The following is a 21,737-nucleotide window of genomic DNA, read 5'->3' on the forward strand; positions in this document are numbered from 1 at the left end:
GTTCTGAGCCAGGATCAAACTCTCAGGTTAAACAAAAGTTCAATCACAGGCACCAATTCTCAATCGCTGCATAAAGCACTCAAAGTTCCCTGACACTTCTCAGCGCCAGAAACTCGACAGAGACCATCTCGACCTCTCGGCCAAAATGTGTCTTCCTTGCTTCTTTTCCGAAAAAGAAACGTACCTGTCCGTAACCCTTGCTTCTTAGCAAAACCATCGCTGGTCTCGCCGAAGCGCAAAGTCAACGCCGGCCGCGTTTCCCTTCCTTCAAATATCTAATTGTCAAAGAACTGAACACTTGCGCGTTCATCACCCAACAGAAACCCGCTACCGAACTCTCATCCGGCCACCAAAGCCACCCTGTCGGGAAGTCTCGGGAACAGCGTCCCCGCCGCCAGCGACGTTGCCGCCGTCGATGAACAGGCTTATACGCAGACCCACCGGACCGGTCAATCGCTTTCGTGACGATTTTTTGCGAGGCGGATGAATTTTTGACGGCGGCATGTGGACAACCTCCCCGCACCCACCCCTCAACCCCGCAGAATTCTGCGGCTGCAAGGGGTATGACAGTTTTCAACAGGCTCCTTCAAAAAACTTTGCGGCCAGCCCGCTCCCGGCAGAACCTGCTGATCCTGCTGCATAAACCTTCTGTTAAGCCCTGCCCTTGAGCCCCCAGCCGCCGGTTTCTGCTGACAGCTGCAGCTGAAAAATGCAGTCTGCCTTTCCATCGGCCGGACGACGGCCAGCATCACGGGAAACACCAATGACACGACTGACAGAAGCGGCCAGCGGGGTCTATGTGATCGCCGCCACGCCGTTCACCGAGACGGGTGACATTGACTTCAACAGCTGCGACCGCATGGTCGACCATTATCTGAATGCAGGCGCCACCGGACTGACACTGCTGGGCATCATGGGCGAGGCGCCGAAGCTGACTTCGGACGAGTCCGCAGCCATCGTGCGCCATATAATGAAGCGGGTGGATGGAAGGGTGCCGGTCGTGGTTGGCGCCTCGGCGCCCGGCTTTGCGCAGATGCAGGACCTCACCGCCCGCGTCATGGATATGGGCGCGGCCGGTGTCATGGTTGCCCCTCCCGGCTCCCTGCGCACCGACGACCAGATCGTCACCTATTATATGCAGGTGGTCGAGTTCCTCGGAGATACCCCCTTCGTGCTGCAGGACTTCCCGCTCGTGACGGGCGTGCAGATCTCCGTTCCGGCGCTCGCCCGCATCTTCAATGCCCTGCCCACCGCCGTCTGCCTGAAGCATGAGGACTGGCCGGGGCTGGCCAAGATCACCGCCCTGCGCAAGGAGGGCACGCTGAACCGGCGCATCTCCATCCTGTGCGGCAATGGCGGCGTCTTCCTGCCGGAAGAGATGGAACGGGGTGCCGATGGCGCCATGACCGGCTTTGCCTATCCCGAAATGATGGCGGGCGTCGTTGAAAACCACCGCAAGGGCGATATGGAGCGGGCCCGGGATCTGTTCGATGCCTATCTGCCGCTGGCCCGGATGGAACAGCAGCCCGGCGCCGGTCTCGCCATCCGCAAATACATCATGTACCGGCGCGGCATTCTGGCAAGCCCTGCCCTGCGCAAACCCGGTGCGCCGCTCGATCCCCTGTCCCGTGCGGAAGTGGACCGGCTGATGGCCCGCCTTGAAAAGCGTCTGAAGGAGTTGAACTGATGGATCTTGGACTGAAGGGCAAGCGCGCCCTCGTATTGGGTGCAAGCCGTGGCCTTGGCCGGGCGATTGCCGAGGAACTCGCCCGGGAAGGCGCGCATGTGATCGCCGCGGCCCGCACCAGCGAGGCCATCGAAGCCTGGGCCGCTGAGATTGCCGGCGCGCAGGTTACGCCGCTGAAGCTGGACCTCACAGATCTCTCCGCCATTGACGCGGCGCTGGACAAGCTGCTGGCGGAAGGCGGGGTCGATATTCTCGTCAATAACATTGGCGGACCTCCCCCCGGCCCGGCCCTGACCATGGACCGCAGCCTGTGGATCCAGCATTTCGAGGCGATGGCTGCCAACCTCTTCCATCTGTCGGGCCGCCTTGTGCCGCAGATGCAGAAGAAGGGCTGGGGCCGCGTCATCACCGTTGCATCCTCCGGCGTGGAACAGCCGATTGCCAATCTGGCGCTTTCCAACGGCATCCGCGCTGCCGTCACCGGCTGGTCGAAGACCCTGGCCGCCGAAGTTGCCCGGGATGGGGTCACCGTCAACGTGGTGCTGCCGGGCCGCATTCTCACCACCCGGCTTGAGGAACTGGATGCGGCGGCTGCCAAGCGCACCGGCCAGCCGGTGGAAGAGGTGGCGCGCGCCTCTGCGGAAGCCATTCCGGTTGGCCGCTACGGCCGCCCGGACGAGTTTGCCGCCATGGTGGCTTTCCTCGCCTCGGAGCGGGCGTCCTATGTCACCGGCTCGCTGATCCGTGTGGATGGCGGGGCCACCCGCAGCCATTGACAGGCCAGGGCGTGACCGGAGAAGCCGTTCCGGTCACGCTTCCCCCGCGACCTTGACGATCCACTCCCGGAAGGCGCGGATCTTGCGGTTGTTCCTGCGGCCTTCCGGATAGACCAGCCAGTAGGATTCGCCATTGCTGGCCACCAGATCAAAGGGCTGCACCAGCAGGCCGCGCTCCAGCTCTTCCCGGTAAAAGTCCGGCGTGAGAATGGCCACTCCCTGTCCCGCCACCGCTGCCTGCGCCTCCAGCACCTGCGCGCCCATCTGCGAGCGCGAACGGGCATCAAGAGCGACGTTCTCAAGCCCTGCCGACGTAAACCAGACACGCCACCAGGGATCGCTCGGGTCGATGATCTTCAGCTTCAGAAGGTCTGCCGGTTCCCGGACTCCGCCGATGGAGGCAGCAAGGCGGGGACTGAGCATGGGCGTGAAAGGCGCTGGCTTGATCATATGCGCCGCCAGCCCCGGCCAGTTGCCAAGCCCGGCACGGATGGTCACATCCACCGCCTCGCGGGCAAAGTCCACCTGATGGTTTGACACATCAAACCGCACGGCGAGCTCGGGATGCTGCAGCTGAAAGGTGCCAATCCGCTGGGCCAGCCAGCGGGCCGCAAAGGTGGGGCCGCAATTGATCACCAGCACGCCCTGCGCCTCCTGCCGGACGCTGGAGAACGCCCCGCGGATAAGGTCGAAGGCCTCCGTCACCGGCCCGGCGAGACGGCGGCCCAGTTCCGTCAGTTCCACCTGACGGGATTTCCGGAGGAACAGCGGCCCGCCGGAACGCTCCTCCAGCAGCTTGATCTGATAGCTGACGGCGGCCTGCGTCATCCCCAGCTCTTCGGCGGCCCGGGTGAAGTTGCAATGGCGGGCGGCGGCCTCAAAAACGCGGAGTGCCGCCAGAGGAGGCAAATCTGACACAAGCTGGCCTTATGATAACTGCGTGAGCTTTGATTGGATCGGAAGAATGCATCAAACGTATGGTGTGGGCAACTTCAACCGGGACATGAACCGAAATGACGCTCCAAGGCAGCGCGGGAAACCTGATTTTCCGTCTTGTTCTCAAGCTTCTGGCGGCCTCTTCCACGCAGGAAGCCGCCACATCCGCAAGACTGGAAGACCAGCACAGGGTCTGGGTTCCCCGCAAGGATGCCTTGCCGGAGCACCTGCAGCAAGACATAGGCCTGACTGATGGCAAGAACGGGCGGCGCGGCAGGTGAGAGAAACGCATTCAAAGGAAGAGGAAGAAACCGCCTGAAGCCGCAGCGCCCCTCTCCCTCCTAGAGCTACTGGATGCACACATCTTGCACGAAGCCGGAGACGGTTTGGGGAAAGGCTGCAATCTGGTCACTTCGGCATGGCGTTTCAGCCCCCCTCCCCCTCGTGGGGAGGGGTTAGGGGTGGGGGGGGAAAAGCCTTTCAGTCTGGCAGAGCACTCATTGGTTCCGGCGAGCCGCTCCTCTTGAAGCCTCTTCAGGAAAAGGTTCATTTTTCAAACGCTTGCAGGCTGAGAGCCCCCCACCCCTTACCCCTCCCCACCAGGGGGAGGGGAGCGGAGAGACCTGCCACAGATCCGATACATCACTGCGGGCGGTCTCCGAAGCTGATGTGTGAATCCCCGCCTCCCTCCAACGCCAATCCAGACGCCAAAAAGACCGTGCTGACCCACCTCTGCACGGCCTTTTACCTGAGGGTGCCAAAGGCTTGTTGTCAGCCGTTGCCGCCGTTCAGGATTTCCAGAAGGTGCTGGAAGCGGAGCCCGGCCATGGAGACCCCGTCCAGCACCATGTCATCCAGCTCATCCTCGGCCTGGCTGCCGCCCCCCTTGCCGCGCAGGGTCGTGGTGCGCAGGCGGTCGGCCAGAAACACGGCCAGTGCCTTGTAGAAGCGGGCGGCGAAGGCTGCATTCTCCTCCAGCCGCTGCTCGATGCGGCGCTTCTCCAGTGCCAGAACGCGGGTATCGCGGGCGGCCACGACGGTGGCCGAGGGCGGCACCTTGTCGACGAAAGACATTTCGCCGAGGATTTCGCCGCTCGACAGGCTGGCGACGGTGCCGACACCGGTCACCTGCACATCCACCTGCCCGTCCAGCACGATGAAGAGATCCGCCGTGGCGCGGCCTTCCTGAATGAGCATGGCGCCCGCAGCCACGGTCCGGCGCTCGCCGGTCTGGGCCATCCAGGCGATGTCCGCGTCATCCAGCTGACCCAGTATGTAAAGAACCTTGCGCATGAAAATCCGTCCTCAGTTCAAACCAGCTGGCGGCGGGCATGCGCCGCAAAATGTCCATTGAGTGCCATGAGTTCGGCGTAGCTTCCGGTCTCCACCACCCGCCCCTTGTCGAGCATGATGATGCGGCCGGCGCTTTCGATGGTGCTGAGCCGGTGGGCGATGACGAGCCTTGTCACCGGCAGCCGCTGCAGGGTTTCGGTGACGATGGCCTGCGTGCGGTTGTCGAGGGCGCTTGTCGCCTCATCGAGGAACAGCACGGCCGGCTTGCTGATCAGCGCCCGCGCCAGAAGAATGCGCTGGCGCTGGCCGCCCGACAGCGTGCCGCCGCCGTCCAGCATCACCGTGTGCAGGCCCATGGGCATCTGCTCGATGTCCTTGTCGAGGCCGACCATCTTCGCCGCCTCCAGCGAGGCATCCATACCGAGGCCGCTCTCGCCTGCGATATTGTCATGGATGCTGCCGGCCATGATGCGGCCATGCTGCAGCACCACGCCGATCTGGCGGCGCACCTGCGCCAGATCCAGCCGGCTGAGGGAATGGCCATCGAAGAAGATGTCGCCCAGCTCCGGCCGGTCGAAGCCGAGCAGCAGCCGCAGGAGCGTGGATTTGCCGGAGCCAGATGCCCCGACGATGGCAACGAACTCGCCCTTGCCGATGCGCACGCTCAGCTCGTTGAGCGCCAGCGGGGCTTTCTCCGAATAACGGAAGGAGACATTGCGGATGTCGATGGCACCGGACAGTTTCACCGGGCGGCTTTCCGGCGGCGGTGCATCCGGCACGGCCTCGATGATCGGCCCGGCGCGCTCGATCAGCGGCACCGCAGAAAGCGACTGGATCAGCGCCCCGGCCAGCGCCGAAATGCCGCCAAGCACCTGGGCAAAGGCCGTCGAGACGGTGATGAAGTCCGCCAGCGAGAAGCCTTTCCCTGCATCCCCGCCGCTCGCCGCCTTTTCCATATCCGCCTTCAGGAAATAGAGGATCATGGCATAGAGCACGATGGTGGCGAGTTGCGGCAGGAGGGCATCGGCTGCGCCTTGCAGATTGGTCCAGCGCCCGGCCTTCACCGCATGGCGCATGTTCTGCGCGAAAAGGCCCGACCAGCGGCCAAAGCCCATCGCCTCGCTGGCAGAGGCCTTGAGCTTGGTGACGCCCATCAGCATCTGCACCACGAAGCTCTCGATCCGCCCTTTCAGCGCCATGCGCTGGCGCTCGTAAATGAGCGCGCGGTAGCTGATCGCCACGTTGATGAGCCCGATGAACACCGCCAGCAGCAGCACGATCAGCGCCAGCCTTTTGTCCACCGTGAGGATGGGCACGAGGCTGATGATGGAGAACACGCTGCTCGCCGCCGCGCTCGTAAAGCTGGAGGTGATCACCTCACGCGCCGCCTGAATGCCGAGCACACGGTCGGAAATGTCGCCCACCGCATAGCGGCGGAAGAAGGCGGGCGGCAGCCGCAGCAGCCGTAGCAGCATCGCCGGTTGCAGGCGGCTTTCAAAACCCAGTTCGGAGCGCAGCATGGTCAGCCCCTTGCCCGCATCAAGCACCGCCCGCGCCAGCGCTGCGGCCAGCAATCCGCCGATGATCACCCAGGTGAGGTTGAGATTGGCATAGGGGATCGCGTCGCTGACCAGGAAGCGCGAGCCATAAGGCACCAGCGTTGCCAGAATGGCGGCGGCCAGCATCAGCAGCACCAGCCGCACCCGGTCCGCCGCAAGGCTGGCGAAGCCGAAGGCAAAGAGGTCCCGGAAGCGCAGGGATCTGGCGGGCAGCGCGGGATAGATCTGCACCGCATCGGCCGCAAGGCCAGCGGTGCCGCTGCCTTCCGTGCCGTCGCTGGCAATCGGCGTCACACGCGGGCCGTCATGCACATGCCAGCACCCCTTGCGGAACAGCAGCGCCACGGGACGGCGCTCTTCGCCCATGAAGCCGATCAGCGGCAGGCCGGGCAGCAGCGTCCAGCCGGGCCGCAGCAGCACCGTGCGCCGGGTCATCTGGTGGCGCGAGACGATGATGTCGAGGCGGCTGCGTCCCTCCTCCAGCCCGCCCGGCGTGTCAAAGGCTTCCAGCTTCGGCGCAACCTTCAGGGCACCAAAGATGCGCAACAGGCTGGAGCGCAGCGGATCGGGATCTTCGGCAGCGGCCGGAGTGACGGCCGCCTCGATTGCATGCCCGGCGGCGGCAGAGGCGAGTTCCGAGAGAGCCTGCGTCTTGCGCGCTTCGCCCAGCTTGCGCCTTTCGCTGCGCCAGTCGTGCTGGCTGCGCAAGGCTTCGCGTTCGGCAAGGCTGTTGGCCAGCGCCAGCAGCAGCACGGCGTCGCTGCGTTCACCGCCTTCTGCCGCGTCATCAGGCACCGGCGGCAGGTCCGCAGCCTGGGCCAGAACCTCCTGCCAGCGCTGCACCGCCTCTGCGGCCACCGGCTCGCCGGGGGCACAGCGGCGCAAGGCGCTGTCCGCACCGCCAACGCCAACAAGGGCCAGGCTGCGGCCATCGCTCAGCGCAGCAGCGGCGATGCCACGCGCAAGCGCCCCTTCTTCCAGCCGGAACAGGAACAGGCGGCGGCCTTCCAGCGGCGCGCCGAAGACGGCGAACACATCGAGATAGCCGCGCTCGATGATGATCCACTGTGCCGGGTCATCAAGCACATGCGGATGGGCACTGCCGGAGGGCAGGTAAGCACCAGAAGCCAGAGCGGGATGGGAGTCTTGTGTCATGTCCGCCTCACTGCGCCCCCGTCTGGATGAGATCCGCATAGGCCCCATTGGCGGCCATCAGGCTGTCATGGGTGCCGCGCTCGACGATTTCGCCCCGCTCCATCACGATGATCTCCGAGCAGTCGCGCACGGTGCTGAGCCGGTGGGCGATGATGATGCAGGTGCAGCCACGGCGGCGCAGGTTGTCATCGATGGCTTTTTCCGTCTGCGGGTCGAGGGCAGCGGTGGCTTCATCCAGCACCAGAATGGCCGGGTCGCCGACAAGGGCCCGGGCCAGTTCCAGCCGCTGGCGCTGACCGCCGGAGAAGTTGCGCCCGCCCTCCTCCACATGGGCATCAAGCTCACCGGGTCGTGACACGATGTCATCAAGGATCGCCGCATCTTCCAGCGCCCGGGTGATGGCATCATCCGGCACATCCGGGTTCCACAGCGTCAGGTTTTCGCGCACGGTGCCTTCAAAGAGGAAGATGTCCTGATCCACATAGGCGATGTTCGCCGCACGCTGAAACTGGTCCATTTGGGAAAGGGGTACGCCATCGAGGCGGATTTCCCCTTCCCAGGGCGCCACAAGCCCGCAGATCAGCCGCCCCAGCGTGGACTTGCCGCAGCCCGAGCGGCCGACAAGGGCGATGCGTTCGCCCGGACGGGCGGAAAGGGAAATGCGCTCGAACAGCGGCTCATCCAGCGGATTGTAGCCATAGCGGATGGCATCCACTTCCAGCGCGCCGCTCATCAGGCGGGAAGCGCCACCGGCCGGGCTCTGCGTCAGCGGATCGGGCTGGTTGCGCATGGCATCATCGACGCGGTTGAGATCGGCGCGGATGTTGGCAAGCTTCGGCGACAGGGCCACGAGGCTGACAAGCGGCGCGGAGAAGCTGGCGGCCAGAAGCTGGAAGGCCACGAGATCGCCGAGTGTCATTGCGCCCTGCATCACGCGGAAGGCGCCCGCGCCCAGAATGGCCACATCCACCAGGCCGGTGAGCAGCGCCGGGGCCAGCGAGGTGATCAGCGCCCGCGAGCCCGATTCCTGCACCGCATTGAGCAGCCTTGCATGAATGCCCGCCCAGCGCCCGAAGGAGGAGGTTTCAAGGCCCGAGGCCTTGATGGTCTCGATGTTGTAGATGAGGCCGACCGTGGTGCCGCCAAGCTTGCCATGCTCCACCGCGAGGCGGATGGAGGATTGCTTCAGCCGCTCCTGCACCACGCGCAGCACCACGAGGTTCGGCAGGCTGAGCGCAATGGTCAGCGCACCCAGCACCGGATCATAGCTGACCAGCACCACGGCAAAGAAGGCGAGCGTACCCCAGTTCAGCACCGCATTGGCCATGTCGGCAGAGATGACCTCCGCCACCCGTTCGCTTGCCTCGACGCGGGACGCAATCTCACCGGCGCTGCGCTGGGAGAAGAAGGACATGGGCAGATGCAGCACCCTCCAGACGAAGGCGCCCGCACCGGAAATCGTCAGCTTGGTGCGCAATCTCAGGATCAGCGAGGATCTGAGCCATGTAAGGCCGGTCTTGATCAGGGCCGTCAGACCCAGCGCGATCAGCAGCGGACGCGTCAGATGCTCCTGCTGCTGCATCAGGATACCATCGACGAAGATCTTGGCGAAGACCGGCAGCACCACGCCGGGAATAACGAGCGCAAGGCTCAGAAGCCCGATCAGCCACAGCGCTCCGTGCGAGGACGAAACACGCGCGCGGAAGGCGGAGAGCAGCCCCTCGGGCTTGCGCGTCTTGCGGAAGGCATCCGTCTTCTCGAAGGTCAGGACCACACCGGTGAAGGCTTCGCTTAGCTCCTCACGGGTGATGACACGCGGCCCCAGCGCCGGATCGTTGATATAGGCATGGGTCTCCGTCATGCCCTCGAAAACCACATAGTGGTTGAAGTTCCAGTGCAGGATGGCGGGCCAGGGCAGATCGGTCAGCGCCTCCGGCTCCTTGCGGAAGCCCTTGGCGGTGAAGCCATATTGCCGGGCAGCCTTCAACAGGCTGCTGGCCTTGGAGCCATCACGCGAAACGCCGCAGGCAACGCGCAGCTGTTCCAGCGGAATCCAGGCGCCGTGATGGGCGAGGATCATGGCAAGGCTGGCCGCACCGCATTCCACCGCCTCCATCTGCAGGATGGACGGCGTGGCCTTGCGGCGGCGCTTTGCAGGGCTGGGGGGCGTGTCCGTGCTCATGAGGCCGCTCACCCTGCCAGCCCCGAGACCTTGCGCAGCCAGGGAATGACGTAGCTGATCGGGCGCCGCCAGGCGACGGTCACTTCCGCTTCGGCCATCGAGCCGCTGCTGAACTGCTGCTCAGGCCCGGAACCACCGCTCCAGGCGAAACCGCTCGGCGTATTGGCGTCCGGTGTCAGCAGCACACGCGCGGCAAAGGGCGCGCCCTTGGACGAGAAGCTCTGCACCAACTGGTCATTGCGCAGGATGGCCTGCATCGCCTGGGCCGTGGTGGGGAAGTCGGAAACCGCCGCCACCGTGCCTTCCATCATGCCATATTCCTCGCGCCGCACCGTGGAGGGGGCGATCTGCACCGGCATGCCGGAAACCACGCGCTTGCCATCATTGGGCGGAAGGTACAGCAGAAGCTCCAGCCCGGCCGCCCCGCTCTCGATGCTCAGCAGCGCCTGCCCCGGCGCGATGCGGGTGCCGGGCACGGCCTTCCATTCCACCACGCGGCCATTTGCCGGGCTGGTGATGGTCTCCTGCTGGCGCAGCTGGATTTCCAGCTCGGCCTTCTGCCGTTCTGCATCTGCCAGCCGTTCCTCGGAGGAGCGGATGTCCCGGTCGTTGGAATTGCGCTGCACGATGGCGTCGCTTTCCACCTGCGAGATCTGGCTGCGCGCTTCCAGCTCGCTCTGCCGCGCCTCGGCCAGCGCCCTGCGGGTTTCCAGCAATTGCTGCCAGGTGATGAGCCGCCGGTCGAACAGCGCCGTGTCGCGCTTTTCCTGCTCGTCCAGCACCCGCACCCGCTCCTGCGCATCGCTGACGCGCATGGTCAGGGCGTTGACGCGGGCGGCCTGCGTCTGATCGGCGGCACGGGTGCGCTCCGCCACCTGCCCCTTCAGTTCCTCCAGAAGCGCCTTGCGCTCCGCAATCACCGCGTTGATGTTGTCGAGCTGCTGGCGCAGGGCGGGCTGGATCACCCGTGCCACCACCTGCCCCTGCTGCACGCCGCCGCCGACCTCCACCAGAATATCCGTCAGCGTGCCGTCACCCGTCGCCACCGCATCCACAACGCGCCCACCCGTGGTGATCAGAATGCCCGACCCCTTCACCCGTTCGGGCACACGGCCCAGAATGGACCAGCCAATCGCCAGCGCAATGAGGGCAAACAGCGTCAGCATGGCCAGCAGGTCGCGCGGGCGCGTCAGCGAGATCAGCTGGTCCAGCTGCTCGGGAGAGGAAAGCCGGTCCAGCGCCGCCTGCCGGAACAGCCGGATGGCCTGATTGGACGCGCCGTCCTGCGGCGCCGGGCTCGGTTGCGATGACATGGCCCCTGCCTTCTCTTACTGCGCCGCAGCCGCACTTGTGGCGGCTACGGTCTTCGTTCCGCTTACGGACGGCGTTTCCTTCGGCTGCATCAGCAGCCTTGCATCTTCCGGCGACCATCCCCCGCCCAGCGCCCGGTAAAGCGCGATGGCGGCCTGGAAGCGCGCAAGGCGCAGCTGTTCCAGACTGTCAGAGGCGGAGAAATATTCCCGCTGGGTGTTCAGCACCGTCGTCATGTCCACTTGCCCCGCCTCCAGCTGCTCCTGTGTCAGCTCATAGGCCCGGCGCGCCGCATCCACGGCCTTTCCGGCAATTGCCAGTTCCTCCCCGCTCGTGTTCAGCGCCACCAGCGCCTTCTCCACATCGGACAGGGAGGAGAGAACCGCCAGCTCGTAGGTGGCAATCAACTCCTCCCGCCGGGCCTCGGCCCCCTTCATCTGCGCCGCCAGCCGGGGCGCATCGAAGAGTGGCTGGGTCAGCTGGCTGGTGAAGTTGGCAACGCCGGAAGCGGGAGAGATCAGCGTGCTCGTGGTCAGGCTCTCGAAGCCACGCTGCAGCGAGAAACTCAGGCTGGGCAGCATCGCCGCCCGGGCAGCGCCCACATCCTGCGAGGCGGCTAGGATCTGCGCTTCGGCCTGACGCACATCCGGCCGGCGGCTCAGCACATCCGAGGGCAGCCCGGCGGTCAGCGGCGGCAGCTTCAGGCCTTTCAGTCCGCCCTTGCCAAGGCTGACATCCCCCGGACGGGTGCCCACGAGCAGCGCCAGCGACAGTTCCGCCTGCAACGCCGACCTTCTGAGGCTGACGATCGCGGCCTCCTGCTGGCGCACCACGGTTTCCTGCTGGGCCAGCGTCACCTGTGTGGCAGAACCTGCCTCCACACGCTCGCGGATGCTGTCCATCACCTTGCGGGCAAGCGTGAGGTTCTGCCGTGCAATCGCCAGCCGGTCACGCAGGGACAGCACGGTCACATAGGTCTGCGCCGTTTCCGCCGTCACAGCCAGACGTGTTGCGGCAAGCGCGAAGACACCCGCCTCCTCACGGCGGGCCGCGGCGGAGTAGAGCGCGGCATTCTTGCCCCAGAAGTCCAATTCCCAGGAAGCAGACAGGCCCGCACGGCGCAGCTGCTGCTGCGGCAGGCGTCCGCTTTCCAGCCCCGCCGCCGTGGCAGAGGACCGGAATGTCGTGCTTGTCCCGCTCAGGGCACCGGACGGCAAAAGACCCGTACCGGCCTGCAACGCCCCCCATTCTGCCTGACGGACGCGGGCAATCGCGGCTGCAATATCCTTGCTCCCCTCTTCGGCACGGGAAACGAGCGCAGCAAGCTCCGGCGAGCCAAAGGCCGCCCAGAAGGCAGGCGCGGCAGCCGGTGCACGCATCAGCGCCTGACTGCGCGGGTCCTGATGGATATAGGCGGACGGCATCGCCGGAGAAAAATCATCGGACGGCACAAGCGGATTGCCCACCAGCGCGCAGCCGGACAGCAGAGCACCCAGAAGCCCCACAGCCCCTGCGCGCCTCACCCCGGCAAGCGGGAGCGAAATCCCCTTACGCATCACTCCAAGCCGCCCGACACGCCACATACCAGCCCCACATTCCCCAAACACGTAACACCCGGCGGCGGAGCAACCCCGAAAGCACCCAAAAAACGCCAGCCGCATCCAGCATCAAAGAGCAGGCACTGGCAATCCCGGCGGCGTTCAATACACACCCGAAATCAAGCAGGAGAACTATTGAAGGCGGCAAAAAATCATCTGAAAATTAAACAAAAACAAATAAAAAATACTCACATCCAAAAGAATATCAACAATCATAAGAATAGATATATATGAAATAACAACCGATAAGCCATAGATCAACGGCCATTGATATTCCACTACTTCAGCACATCAAATTACGTGGTATCAATATCGGACAGAGTACGTGCGATCGTCGAAGCCTTTGCCAAGCGCAAGGTGCTGATCAGCGGAAGCCGGTCTGGAGATCACCTGATGAATGCTGCAGCCCCTCTCAAGCACCCTGTTCCGGGCACGCTCCATGCCGCGGCTGGATGCCTGTGGGAGGGTACGGAGCCTCAGAACGCTGCAGCTCTTGAGATCCTCAACGCCGGGCAGCAGACCATCACGCCCCCCGTCCGCGACGCCGTTGTCCAGAACCTCGTGTCCCTCTTCCGCGGTGACTATCTGCTGGCACGGCTGATGCTGGAGGAAGGCCGCTTCATGGTGTTTCAGGCTATCCTGTGCCTGAGCGCCGCACAGAACCCGGAAGACCGGGACAGCTGGCTGACACTCGGGCGCCTTCAGGCGCGCCTCTCCTCGTCGGGCCTGACCAGCCGCAACCGGATCGAAGCGCTGGTGGCCATTTTCGAGCGCTATGGCTTCATCGAGCGGCGCAAGGCGGAAGAGGATCTGCGGATCAGCATCCTGATGCCGACAGCCCGCATGTGGTCCGCTGACGCGCTCTTCACCGGGATGCACCTGTCTCCCCTGTGCCTGCAGCCGGATCAGGGAGAGCAGTCGGCGGCGGCCAGCCAGCTTCTGGCCCGCCTCAGCCATACCGGCGAGACAGGCGGCGAGGCAAATGGCAGCCAGCACCAGCATGCCGACCCGATGGCACCGGCCTGGTCGGAGCGCAGCATCGCCCCGGCAACGGCAGGCCACCGCAACTGGCGCCGCAGCTTTGCCCCCCTGCTGCAGGATTACTTCGGCATGCGGATGCAGCACCGCTCCATTTCGGCGCTGGCCGAGCGGGACGGCGGTTACCTTACACTTTTGATGCTGCTGCATGAGGCTGCCCAGACCGGCAGCAGCCGCATCCAGATGGGTTATGAATCCATCTCGGAACATGCCGGCATTTCCAGAACCCACGCCCGCCTGCTGATGGAACAGGCCGAAACGCTGGGCCTCGTTCAGCTGCACGCACGCGGCGGCCGCGACATCGAAGTCCGGCAGAGTGCCTGGGACGCGATGGACAGCTGGCTGACCGGCAACTTCGCTTACCTGCTCGCCACTGTCTGATTCCAGACATAGAAAAGGCGCCAGCCAGACGGCCGGCGCCTGAGTTTGCTGACAACCCTTCGGCCTCTCCATCGTCCTCCTCGGCCTTGTGCCGAGGATCTACACAAATCAATGACTTGCAGATGGCCGGGACAAGCCCGGCCATGCAGCAGGAGAAGAAAGCTTCCGTCAGTTGCTGGACGCAGGACGGATCTTGACGATGGTGCCGCGCTGTCCGCCGCGCGGGTCCGGGCAAGGGTTGCCCTCGGCGCCGCCTGCTGCATAGTCCAGAATTTCATCCGGAAGCTCGTCCTGCGCGATGGCGCGCGGCAGCACCAGAACCACTTCGCCCGGCACTTCTTCCAGCACACGGATCTTGAAACCGGGGATCGGATCGACGCCGATCAGCTGCTTCAGCGCCGCGCGCGGGTCCTGCAGCAACAGCTTGCGGAAGGCCTCGTCGGACTGCGCCGTGTCGATCAGCGCGCGCTCGATATGCTGACGGGCCTGCGTCATGGGATCGGGAACGTGGGACATTTTCTCTCCGCCTCTGTCTTGGAAAACAATTCAGGGCCAGCCAGTCGGGCAGGCCGTGCAAGCCATCCTGCCCGCCGGGCAGGCTCATCGTCAGATGGCGCCCAGGCTGCAGAAATCATCTGCCCCCGTTATAGGCGCAGCGGACCGGGCCCTGCCGGATTGGACCTCAAAAGTGCCAAAACAAACCGCCGCGCCTGCGGTAGTAAGAGGGCAGACAAACCGGGCTGCCGCGGGGCGGCCGGTCTATGGCGGCAGGCCCGAATGGACACCATGACAGCACAGGATCTGGACACGCATGTGCCGCAGATCCGCGAAACCAGACCCGAAGAAGCACCGGCCCTTGCCGCGCTGACCGCAGGCGCGCTGCAGTGGATGCTTGCCGCGCCCACTGAGGACATGCGTGTGCTGCGCCTTGCCGCCTTCATCGGCGATGAGCCCGCCGGACTGGTCCTCTCCTGTGCTGGCGAAGGCGGCCTGCAGGAGCTCACCTCCATCATGGTGGCACCACAGTGGCGTGGCCGGGGCATCGCCATGATGCTGCTGGCCCGGCTGAGCCAGACCTTGCGCAAGGGCGGGCGGCGCGGCATCTATGCCCGCTGGTCCAGCCGCCTGCCGCGCGCGGCCGAGTTTGCCCGGCTGCTGGCCTCCTCCGGATGGGGCCAGCCCGAAGTCTCGCGCCGCCGCATGTCCTGGCGCATTGGTGACTGGCCGAAAGGCTTTCCCTCGCGCGACCGCATCCTCACGCGGCTGGAGGCCAAGGGGCTGCGCTGCACCCGCCTCGACGCTCTGGATGACGCCAGGCGCCGGCAGCTTGTGCAGGAGGGGCAGGACCTGATTGCGCAGGGACGTGCGCCGGAGTGGTCCAACCCCGCATACTGGGCACAAGGCGAAGGGGCAGGCCTCAGCCAGATCCTGTTTGACGGAACGGGCGCGGTTCAGGGCTGGCTTGTGTGCGTGCAGCAATCCGCCTTCCAGCGCTGGTACATTCCGCAGGGCTGGGTCGTGCGCGAGCGCATCCAGCAGGGCTGGCTTCTGGGCGGCATTGCCCGGCTGGTGCAGGTGCTGGAGAAAGAGGCCGGACCCGACACCCTCCTCATCTGCCAGCCGCCCGCCGATGTGCCCGGGGGCATGGAGCAGATGCTCTACAAGCACTTCGGCAGCCACGCAGCTTCCACCGATTATCTCTTCGAGAGCGAATACATATTCAGCGCAGACTGAATGCTCCGGAGCCCGTACAACACCACTGTGAGCACGTGCATGTCCCCGACACCAGCCAGGCCCCCATCGATGCATCTGACGGAGTCGATTGAGATCAGACCTTGCAGGCCGGACGACCTGCTCCGCTTCGCGCCGCTGACGGCGCAGGGTCTTTCGTCCACGCTGCGTGACGGGATCACCGGCGCGGAGCAGGACCGCTACTGCCATCTCGGCCTGTGGCTGGGCGACATTCCCGCAGGACTGCTTCTGTCCCGGCGCAGCAGCATGGTGCCCGGCGAGCAGGAGCTTCTGTCCGTGATGGTGCTGCCGCTTCTGCGCCGCCAGCGTCTGGCGCTCCGCCTGCTGGAAGCCTTTGCCGCAAGAATGAAGGCGGAAGGGCGCACGCAGCTCGCCACCCAATGGTCCGAACGGCTGCCGCAGGGCGAGGCCTTCGCCGGTCTGCTGGCCGCCTCCGGCTGGCAGCCTGCAGCCAAGGCGCGGCTGCGCATGGCCTTTCACGTAGGCGAACGGCACGACGCCCTGCCGCAGCACGGGATGCTGATGCAGCAGCTTCAGCGCCGGGGCCTCGTTCTGAAATCTCTGGCCAGTCTGGACGCCCTCGAGGAGGCAGGCCTTTCCGTTGCCACGACCCGGCTCACCGCCCGCCACGCCCTGCCCGCCTGGGCCGATCCGCAGCTGTGGCAGGACGGGCTGGACCGGGAAGTCTCGCAGGTGCTCCTCGGTGCCGGGGGAGAGCCTCTGGGCTGGCTTCTGGCGCAACATCATTCGGCGCCCGGGCGCTGGACATTGCCCTGCGGCTGGCTGTCGCCGTCCGTCCACTGGCATGTTGCACTGATTGCCGGGATGGGCGAGCTTCTGGCCCGGCTGGAAGAGATACGCGGCTCCCAGTCCAGCCTCATCCTGCAGCCCACCACAACGGAAGGCGCCAAGGTCTGCCGCCTGCTCGACCGCCGCTTCCGCCCCTATGCCATGTGGGCCGACAGCATTCTGGAGAGCCACAAGCCCCTCGATTGAGCGGGCGGGTCTCAACGCAAGACGGAACTCTGCAAGGAGGCCCGTCTTCCCTCAGTCCACCTTGTGCTGCGAGGGCATCAGCGCATAGCCGACACCGCGGATGGTGACGATCGGCGCGTCTTTTCCTTCATGCTGCATCTTCTTGCGCAGGCGCGCGATGAGATTATCGACCGTATGCCCGCTGATGTCGCGCGGGTCGCGGTTGGAAATCACATCCAGCAGAAAATCACGGCTCAGCGGCTGCATCTGGCGGGAGGCCAGCGCCACGAGAATGTTGAACTCACCGGCCGTCAGCTCCACCAGCTGACCGTTGGGGCGGAACAATTCGCGCCGCACCACGTCCAGGATCCACCCGTCAAAGGTGATCACCGGCTCGCGCGAGCGGCGCAGCACACTGCGGATGCGGGCCAGCAGCGTGCGCAGGTTGATCGGCTTGGTGACATAGTCATCCCCGCCCGCATCGAGCCCGGCCAGAACATCATCATCGGAATCCCGCCCCGTGACGAAGATGAGACCGAACCGCTCGCCAAGGCGTAACTGCCGCGCCAGTTCGATGCCGTCCTCGTCCGGCAGATTGACGTCCAGCAGAATGATGTCCGGCTGCAAACCCTGCAACCGGGCCCGCAGATCCGCACCGCTGCCCGCAGCGATCACCGTCATGCCATTATCCTTGAGGAAGCCGGAAATCATCTCCAGGCTTTCGGGGGCATCTTCAACGACAAGGACTGTTGCGGTCATCAGCGTGCTGTCTTCCCGGGCGCGTCAGTTGCCTTGGCGCCTGTATTCGTTTCAAGCTCTGCAATCGCCGCACTAAGTGCGGTTGAAAGCTTATCGATAGCGCCGTTACTTGGCGCGGTTATTTCTGTCAACAAGAGCCCGGCAGCATGCTGAAGGCCAGTGTAACCCATGTTGGCCGCACTGCCCTTCACGCGGTGTGCAACACGCTGCAGTTCCACGCTATCACCTTCCGCCTTACGCAAAGCTTGAAGCTGCTCTTTCAAGTTCTCAAGGAACAGGATTTTGAGCTGCGCAAGCCGGTCAGGCCCCAGAAGCTGGGCAGGGGCTGTGACCATATGTCCCGTGTCCCCGGACACCACAGGGCCGCTCAGCATCTGCCCCAGTTCTTCTGCCAGATCCTGCACGCGCTTGCCTTCCGCACGGCCGCAATCGAAGACCGCGTCGACCCCAAGCCGCTGCAGTTCATCCAGCGCCGCAGGCCCGCAAGCGCAGGTAATGAGCTGCATGCCGCCTTCACAAAGCTCCTGCGCCGCCGCCACGTCGCCCATGCGGCGCGGGAAGAGGATCATCACCGGAAAAGGCCGGACAGCCAGGATATGCTGGGCTGCCTTGATGTCCGGAAGCGGAAAGACCCGGTAACCAAGGCCCGTGAGACCCTCGGGCAGGCCGGGGGGAACGTCACCTGCAATCAGAATATCGGCGCCCGGCAGGATGTTGAGCGGCCGCATGGGACGCCGCTCCGCCAAGGAGCGCTCCTGCGCCTGCCTCCGGCTGGCGGCCCGGTGCAGCGTATCGTTCAGAATCTCCGGCCGCACCGGCTTTTCCAGGTGCCCGTCCATGCCCGCCTCCTGCGACCGGCGGCGGTCCTCCGGAAGCGCATTGGCCGTCAGCGCGATGATGGGCAGATGGCGGAAGGCCCCGCCCAGCGCCCGGATGGCGCTGCAGGTTTCATATCCGTCCATGCCCGGCATCTGCAGGTCCATCAGCACCACATCAAAGGGCCGTGCCTGCACCAGCTTCAGTGCCTCCTCGCCGCTGTCTGCCACAGTGCAGACATGACCCTCGCGTTCCAGCAACCCGCTGGCGACCAGCTGGTTCACCGGATTGTCCTCCACCAGAAGGATCGCCAGGCTGCGCAGCGGCACCAGCCCGGCATGGGTGCCGGCATCCAGCTCTGCTGCAGCCGCCTCCAGCGCTCCTTCAGGCGCCCGTGCCATGGGCAGATTGAGCTGAAAACAGCTGCCCTCTCCCTTGATACTGGTCACTGAGACGCTGCCGCCCAGGGCCTCGGCCAGCCGGCGGCAGATGACAAGACCCAGCCCCGAGCCGCCATAGCGGCGGCGGATCGAGGCATCGGCCTGCGAAAAGGGCTGGAACAGGCGCGGCATCTCTTCCTCCGAAATGCCGATGCCCGTATCCCGGACGGAAAAGCGCAGCGGCAGAAGCCCGCGGCCCGCCTGTGTTCCGCCGGACAGCTGCCCCTGCAGGTCCACCGTAATAGTGACAAAGCCCTGCTCCGTGAACTTCACCGCATTGCCGGCCAGATTGAGCAGGATCTGGCGCAGTCTTGCAGGGTCCCCCATCACCTTGCGCGGCACATCGGGATGGAAATCCAGACGGACGGAAAGCCCCTTCTCCTGTGCCTTGGAGCTGACCAGCGTCACCACATCCTTGAGGATCTGATGCAGGTCCAGCGGCACATTTTCATGTTCTGCCGTTCCCGTCTCCAGTTTGGACAGGTCCAGCACGTCATCAAGGATGGTGGCCAGAGCCTCGGCGGATTGCTGCAGGATCTCCAGCCGCGTGCGGGCGACCGGCGGCAGCTCTTCAGCCTGCGCCAGCCGCACCATGCCAAGCACGCCATTGAGAGGCGTGCGGATCTCATGGCTCATGACCGCAAGGAAGTCGGCCTTTACGCGGGCACCGGCCTCCGCCGCATCCTTCGCCTGGCGCAGTTCCTCATTGATCTGCCGCTCCCGCTCGATATGCAGAAACTCCTCTCGGCGCATCCTGTTCAGCTGCACCCGCGCCACACTGCCCGCCACGTAAGCCACCGTGATCACCAGAAAGATGGAGGCCAGATCCAGCGGGGTTTCAGGTTGCGGCCGCAACACGCCCCAGAACAGCAGGCTGACCAGCGGCGCATAGGCGCTGGTCAGTGCCACCACCCAGAAGCGCCCAGGCAGATACATTGCCATGGACATGGCGATCAGCGGCAGCAGCAGACCGCCATGGCGGGTCAGCGCCGGATGGTCGAAAATCAGCGCATTGAGAAAGAAGAACGGCAGGATATGCGCATAGGTCAGCACAACGATCCGGTGATGGCTTTCCGCCTTGACCAGAAAGTAAAGCACCACGACACAGAGCACGCCCAGCACAACCCGGATGCCAAGAAAGAGCAGCAGGCGCGGCTCCTCAAGCATCATGATATCCATCGGCGCGAAGGCCAGGCTGGCAATCGTCGTTGCCCCGACGCAGAGCTTGGCCGTCCCCAGCGTCTCACGGAGAGACGCCGTGCAATAGGCATCTTCCTGCTCACGGTTCCGGAATTCACCGGTCCAGCTGAACAGCCGTGATGCAGGAAGGTCGTGGGCGGGTTGCGTACTCATCGAATCGAGCCTGCGCAGGTCTTTGGTTTCCCAAAGACATACCGTCTTATTCGCCCTCGTGCGACGTCAACCCGAAAAACGCCGGAAGCTCAGCCACCTGCCGCTAGCTTTCTCACATCCGCTTCGCTCACCTCCGTCAGCGGCATGTGCAGACGGTGCACTTCGATGGGATGCCCCTCGCGCAACAGGCCAATGACCGTTTCCACGTCCGGACAGCCCTCATCGCGGCAGCTCAGCTCAGACAAGGAAATGGCCACGCCCTCCTCAAGGGCAAAGGCCGTGCGGACCCAGCCCTTGATCTCGGCGATCTTCTGCGGAATACCGCGCGAGCGCGGCTTGAGCGGATTGATGAATGCCGTCATGTGTCAGGCGTCCCGTGTTGGTTTGGGCCCCAGCCCGATTGCACTGCGCAGGCGCTCCATGGCCGAGGGACGGCCGACGAGCACCGCTTCAAACAGGTCCCGGACGGGCTTTTCCTCCAGCTCATCCGTGATGAAGACGAGGCGCCCGCGCCGGTCTTCGCTCGGCCAGGCCTCCAGCTGCACCGCCGGAAACACGGCATGCTGCACCGCATGGATGACCAGCGGCTTGTCCGGCGCATCTTCCAGCGCGATCAGCCCCTTGACGCGCAGGAGGCGCGGCCCGGCTGCCTTGACCAGCACATCCATGAAGCGCTTGTAGTTGGCCTCGGCAAAGGGGGTATCGGAGGTCAGCACGAAGCTGTTCACCCGCGCAGCGTGGCGGGAAAGGCCGCTCTTGCCATGCGCATGGCCGCCTTCGGCGCTGACCGCCTGATCCATGGCGAGCCACCCCAGCACATCCTCGCCAAGGCTGGCCGGCTGATAGTTGCGCGGCACGAACAGGCTGTCGAGATCAACACCCTCCCCGTGCCGGTCGATGAGTTCAGCCGCAGGGTTCAGCTGCCGCAGGCCTTCTGCCAGCAGATCGATATCGCGTTTGCTCGCCGGGTCCTGCGCCAGATCCGTCTTGGTCAGTACGATCCGGTCGGCAAAGGCCACCTGCTTGGCCGCTTCGAAATGGTTCTCCAGCGTGATTTCGCCGGTGATGATGTCGACCGTGGTGACGACACCGGCGAGCACGAAGTGCCGCGCCACCACATGATCGCGCAGACCCATGGCGGGCATAGCACCCGCCACCAGCTGGTTGACCAGCGGTGCGGGATCGGCAAGGCCCGTGGTTTCGATGATGACGCGGGAGAACGGGGCCACATCGCCGCTCTCCACCGCTTCATACAGCTCGTACAGGGTGGCACGCACATCGGCCCCGGCGGTGCAGCACAGGCAGCCGGTGGAGGTGCGCATCAGCTCGCCCCGGCCCACCCGGACCAGATCATGGTCAATCGGCACCTCGCCGAATTCGTTGATGATAACCGCCGTGTCCTGCCCGTTCTCGCGGGTCAGCAACTCCTGCAAGAGCGTGGATTTGCCCGAGCCCAGAAAGCCGGTGAGGACGATAACGGGGATTTTCTGCGTGATCTTTGGCATTCCGTCCCCAATTCCTCGCACCGGCGGCTGCAGCTCACCCTGTCCTGCCTGAAGGCAATCGGCCAGGACCCCGGCTAGAGATAAGCATCTGGCACGCACTGGCAAGCGCGCGCGAAGATGTTACATTATTACATGCACTCCGGCACTGCAAGACGGTCCGGCGCTTGACAACAAGGAGGATCAGGAATTTAGTTCGTCAACCTAAAGAACTAAAAAGCACC

The 21,737-nt window shown here is 64.6% G+C and carries 16 protein-coding genes; 5 read left to right on the forward strand and 11 right to left on the reverse strand.

Annotation, left to right across the window (positions count from 1 at the left end):
* Nucleotides 1–763: 763 nt before the first annotated feature.
* Entirely contained in the window at nt 764–1,687 is a 924-nt protein-coding gene (locus tag IF10I1_RS00015; protein ID WP_186424291.1) for a dihydrodipicolinate synthase family protein, read from the forward strand.
* On the forward strand, nt 1,687–2,463 hold the full coding sequence (locus IF10I1_RS00020) for an SDR family oxidoreductase (RefSeq protein WP_186424292.1): 777 nt from the start codon (nt 1,687–1,689) through the stop codon (nt 2,461–2,463). The genes IF10I1_RS00015 and IF10I1_RS00020 overlap by 1 nt, the downstream gene beginning before the upstream one ends.
* Before the next feature lie 33 nt (nt 2,464–2,496).
* Here IF10I1_RS00020 and IF10I1_RS00025 read toward each other — a convergent pair whose 3' ends face one another.
* From IF10I1_RS00025 to IF10I1_RS00050, 6 genes are all read right to left on the reverse strand, one after another.
* Nucleotides 2,497–3,372: a LysR substrate-binding domain-containing protein gene (locus IF10I1_RS00025; protein ID WP_186424335.1), complete on the reverse strand. Its 876-nt coding sequence runs from the start codon at nt 3,370–3,372 to the stop codon at nt 2,497–2,499.
* A 798-nt stretch (nt 3,373–4,170) separates the two neighbouring features.
* Entirely contained in the window at nt 4,171–4,692 is a 522-nt protein-coding gene (locus IF10I1_RS00030; protein WP_186391831.1) for a cyclic nucleotide-binding domain-containing protein, read from the reverse strand.
* A gap of 17 nt (nt 4,693–4,709) precedes the next feature.
* Nucleotides 4,710–7,406 (reverse strand): ATP-binding cassette domain-containing protein, encoded by a 2,697-nt coding sequence (locus IF10I1_RS00035; protein ID WP_186391830.1) that lies wholly within the window; start codon nt 7,404–7,406, stop codon nt 4,710–4,712.
* Between the two features lie 7 nt (nt 7,407–7,413).
* A complete protein-coding gene (locus IF10I1_RS00040) occupies nt 7,414–9,588 on the reverse strand; it encodes an NHLP family bacteriocin export ABC transporter peptidase/permease/ATPase subunit (protein ID WP_208977536.1) in 2,175 nt (724 codons plus the stop codon).
* Nucleotides 9,589–9,596: 8 nt separating this feature from the next.
* Entirely contained in the window at nt 9,597–10,901 is a 1,305-nt protein-coding gene (locus IF10I1_RS00045) for an NHLP bacteriocin system secretion protein (protein WP_094463937.1), read from the reverse strand.
* Between the two features lie 15 nt (nt 10,902–10,916).
* Nucleotides 10,917–12,455: an efflux transporter outer membrane subunit gene (locus IF10I1_RS00050; protein WP_186391828.1), complete on the reverse strand. Its 1,539-nt coding sequence runs from the start codon at nt 12,453–12,455 to the stop codon at nt 10,917–10,919.
* A 435-nt stretch (nt 12,456–12,890) separates the two neighbouring features.
* On the opposite strand from IF10I1_RS00050, the gene IF10I1_RS00055 reads away from it, so the two are divergent.
* Nucleotides 12,891–13,916: a hypothetical protein gene (locus IF10I1_RS00055; RefSeq protein WP_186424293.1), complete on the forward strand. Its 1,026-nt coding sequence runs from the start codon at nt 12,891–12,893 to the stop codon at nt 13,914–13,916.
* Between the two features lie 168 nt (nt 13,917–14,084).
* On the opposite strand, the gene IF10I1_RS00060 is transcribed toward IF10I1_RS00055, so the two are convergent.
* Nucleotides 14,085–14,432 carry an NHLP leader peptide family RiPP precursor gene (locus tag IF10I1_RS00060; protein ID WP_050475247.1) on the reverse strand — a complete coding sequence of 116 codons (348 nt, stop codon included), beginning with the start codon at nt 14,430–14,432 and terminating at the stop codon, nt 14,085–14,087.
* A 261-nt stretch (nt 14,433–14,693) separates the two neighbouring features.
* Here IF10I1_RS00060 and IF10I1_RS00065 point away from each other — a divergent pair, with 261 nt between their 5' ends.
* Nucleotides 14,694–15,650 carry a GNAT family N-acetyltransferase gene (locus IF10I1_RS00065; RefSeq protein ID WP_186391826.1) on the forward strand — a complete coding sequence of 319 codons (957 nt, stop codon included), beginning with the start codon at nt 14,694–14,696 and terminating at the stop codon, nt 15,648–15,650.
* A 69-nt stretch (nt 15,651–15,719) separates the two neighbouring features.
* The gene (locus IF10I1_RS00070; RefSeq protein ID WP_186391825.1) at nt 15,720–16,664 is read left to right on the forward strand and encodes a hypothetical protein; all 945 of its coding nucleotides are present in this window, start codon (nt 15,720–15,722) and stop codon (nt 16,662–16,664) included.
* Nucleotides 16,665–16,715: 51 nt separating this feature from the next.
* Here the strand turns inward: IF10I1_RS00070 and IF10I1_RS00075 are convergent, their stop codons facing one another.
* The 4 genes from IF10I1_RS00075 to IF10I1_RS00090 all read right to left on the reverse strand — a co-directional run bounded on the left by IF10I1_RS00075 (nt 16,716) and on the right by IF10I1_RS00090 (nt 21,516).
* Nucleotides 16,716–17,402 carry a response regulator transcription factor gene (locus IF10I1_RS00075; RefSeq protein WP_050475244.1) on the reverse strand — a complete coding sequence of 229 codons (687 nt, stop codon included), beginning with the start codon at nt 17,400–17,402 and terminating at the stop codon, nt 16,716–16,718.
* Entirely contained in the window at nt 17,402–20,011 is a 2,610-nt protein-coding gene (locus IF10I1_RS00080) for an ATP-binding protein (protein WP_186391824.1), read from the reverse strand. Before IF10I1_RS00080 ends, IF10I1_RS00075 begins: the two co-directional genes overlap by 1 nt.
* A gap of 89 nt (nt 20,012–20,100) precedes the next feature.
* Complete coding sequence (locus IF10I1_RS00085; RefSeq protein ID WP_186391823.1) at nt 20,101–20,373, reverse strand: nitrate reductase; 273 nt, start codon at nt 20,371–20,373, stop codon at nt 20,101–20,103.
* A gap of 3 nt (nt 20,374–20,376) precedes the next feature.
* Nucleotides 20,377–21,516, reverse strand: coding sequence for a GTP-binding protein (locus tag IF10I1_RS00090; RefSeq protein ID WP_186391822.1), 1,140 nt, complete (start codon nt 21,514–21,516; stop codon nt 20,377–20,379).
* Nucleotides 21,517–21,737 lie beyond the last annotated feature (221 nt).

This window comes from Pannonibacter sp. I15F10I1 (assembly GCF_900185665.1).
Lineage (GTDB): Bacteria > Pseudomonadota > Alphaproteobacteria > Rhizobiales > Stappiaceae > Pannonibacter > Pannonibacter indicus.